This window comes from Cyanobacteriota bacterium, from assembly GCA_025054735.1.
GTDB lineage: Bacteria > Cyanobacteriota > Cyanobacteriia > SKYG9 > SKYG9 > SKYG9.
In genome coordinates, this window is sequence record JANWZG010000018.1 from 1 (window position 1) to 1,781 (window position 1,781).

A 1,781-nucleotide genomic window follows, 5' to 3' on the forward strand; every position below is an offset into this window, starting at 1 on the left:
CAGAAGGCGGCTGTTTTGCTATGTGGCAATGCACTAGTTCCATCGGGTCAGACGACTGGAAGGGAAGTTGCCCTGTCAGCAGTTCAAATAGCGTCACACCTAAGGAATAGAAATCACTACGATAGTCGATGCCTCGGTTCATCCGCCCAGTCTGTTCCGGTGCCATATAGGCCAAGGTACCTTCTAGCCTGCTAGGACTTTGCAGAGTTTGGGTTTCTTTGGGTAACAGAGAAGCGATGCTAAAGTCAATCAGTTTTACCTGCTTGGATTCGGGGTGAATCAGAATGTTTGCAGGTTTGATATCTTTGTGGATAACGCGATACTGGCTAAGGTCGTGGAGAATATCAGTCAGTTGCAGAGCAATCAACAACACGTCTTGCCAGGGCAGAGGCTGAGACTGGGCATACCAACTGAGAGAAACACCGCCCCAGTCTTCCATCACTAGGGCATAGCTACTCCCCAGGGGTTCTAAACTCAACGGGTGGATAATCCCAGGAATAGACAGATTTTTGCTAATGGCATACTGATTGCGAAACTGTACCAATTCATTAAAGCTGGGATATTCCCATCGGGGCAGTTTAATAACCACAGGTTGCTGTGTAGTCGTTTTTACAGCTCGATAGACTGCTGTACGACTACCTAAATAGATTTGCTCAGTAAGAGTATAGTCAGTTAGGTTGGGAAGTGTCTGGAGGCAGGTAACGGTCGGTTGTGTCATCGCTTAGACTGGGAAACCTAGCTTTATCTATCGGAGACTTAACGTTATCTACTCAATGTTATCTAGACTTAATGTTATCTACTCAACATTACTACAGCTAGGGTTCCCCGAAGCTGGACGATCGCAACAACAGTTTCGTAGATCTAGAGCTGATGTGGAATTTGGATAACAATTGACAGAAGGTAGAAGAGAGAGTGCTGCTGCATGACCAAGCACTGCTAGCCGACTGTAATTCAAGAGAATATAGAGGCAGGCATTCTGGAGTAGATTAGCTAAACTTAGTTGCAAAAAACAGTTGTAATTGGTTGGAGGTTCATACAGAAAGTCCTTATCAACTGTTGTAGTCTTAACTGGTTAAAAGTCATGAACAACATACTTCCGTCAGAGTCGAAAATTGCATTACTAATTGACGCAGATAATGCTCCTGCTGTCAAAATTGATGCGATTTTGTCTGAAATTGCAAAATATGGCGTAGCTAATATTAGAAGAGCTTATGGTAACTGGAAAAATCCCTCGCTCAAACCTTGGGAAGATAGTTTGCACGAGTTTGCAATTCGTCCAGTGCAACAGTTTGACTATACCAAAGGCAAGAATGCAAGTGATGCAGCACTAATTATTGACGCTATGGATTTGTTGTATACACAGAAGCTGGATGCCTTTGCTATCGTATCGAGTGACAGTGACTTTACACCTCTAGTAATGCGAATCCTTACCAATGGGTTAAAAGTGTATGGATTTGGAGAGAAAAAGACACCAATGCCGTTTGTGTATGCTTGTTCAACCTTTCTATATTTAGAGAATCTTGGTCAAGATGTAGATCCTGAAGCATCTAAAGAGTTAGGAAATATCAAGAAAACGACTAAAGAATTGAAGCAAGATACAAAACTAGTTAACCTGCTAAGACTAGCAGTAGATAGTACGCAAGAAGATGATGGTTGGTCTAAGTTGGGGGCAGTCGGCTCACACATTGCCAATCAAGCATCCTTTGATCCCCGCAACTATGGTTATGCCAAACTGAGTACATTATTTGAGGCTGTGGATCTTTTTGATGTTGAACGTCGAA

General features: G+C 43.0%; 2 protein-coding genes. One reads left to right on the forward strand and one right to left on the reverse strand.

What is annotated here, in order from left to right; genetic code table 11:
- On the reverse strand, positions 1 to 718 hold a 718-nt coding region (locus tag NZ772_01860; protein MCS6812310.1), incomplete at its 3' end, for a serine/threonine protein kinase.
- A 363-nt stretch (positions 719 to 1,081) separates the two neighbouring features.
- On the opposite strand from NZ772_01860, the gene NZ772_01865 reads away from it, so the two are divergent.
- A partial coding sequence (locus NZ772_01865; GenBank protein ID MCS6812311.1) for an NYN domain-containing protein occupies positions 1,082 to 1,781 on the forward strand: 700 nt, incomplete at its 3' end.